At 71.1% G+C, this 546-nt stretch carries 1 protein-coding gene; it reads right to left on the bottom strand.

Going from position 1 to position 546, the window contains the following annotated elements; genetic code table 11:
• Positions 1–516: integrase core domain-containing protein (locus tag AC1RNL_RS13370; RefSeq protein WP_492935503.1), on the bottom strand; the 516-nt coding region annotated here is incomplete at its 3' end.
• Positions 517–546: the final 30 nt, after the last annotated feature.

Raw genomic sequence — 546 nt, 5'->3', positions numbered from 1 at the left:
CCCTGGCCATCGGCCGGGGGCTCTTCTCGTGTTGCGCCAGTAGCTGCGTGCCGGGTCGATGGTGTTGGTGGCGAGGAGCTCGCCTGTCTCGAGGTCGATGACGGTGGCGGTCGTGTTGTCGATGAGGGCGAGGATGCGTCGGCCTCGGTGTGCTGCGCCGATGGCGAGGTGGTGCATGCGGCCGGCTCGGCGGAGGCTGACGCGGCCTTGGTGGTCGACGCGGTCGTAGCGGATGCGGAAGTGGCCGGGCGAGTGCGCGGCTGCGGCGGGGAGCGCCTTCGGTGTGGCGCGGTAGGTGTGGCCGGGGGTGGCGCGGTCGTTCGCGCGATGCGGGCGGTGCTCGTTGTAGCTGGTGCGGAAGCGGTCGAGCTGCTGCTGCAGGGTCGTGAGGTCGTGCGCCGGTGGTTGCTGGCGCAGCCAGCGCTTGAGGGTCTGGTGGAAGCGTTCGATCTTGCCTTGCGTCTGCGGGTGGCCGGGTTTGCCGTTCTTCTGCCGGACGCCCAGCAGCGGCAGCACGTACTCGAGGGCGTTGCGGCCGCCGCCGAG

Source organism: Agrococcus sp. GW821-FHT14H11, from assembly GCF_058803545.1.
Note: the sequence above shows the minus strand (reverse complement) of the source record. Positions and strands in the feature narration are given on the sequence as shown.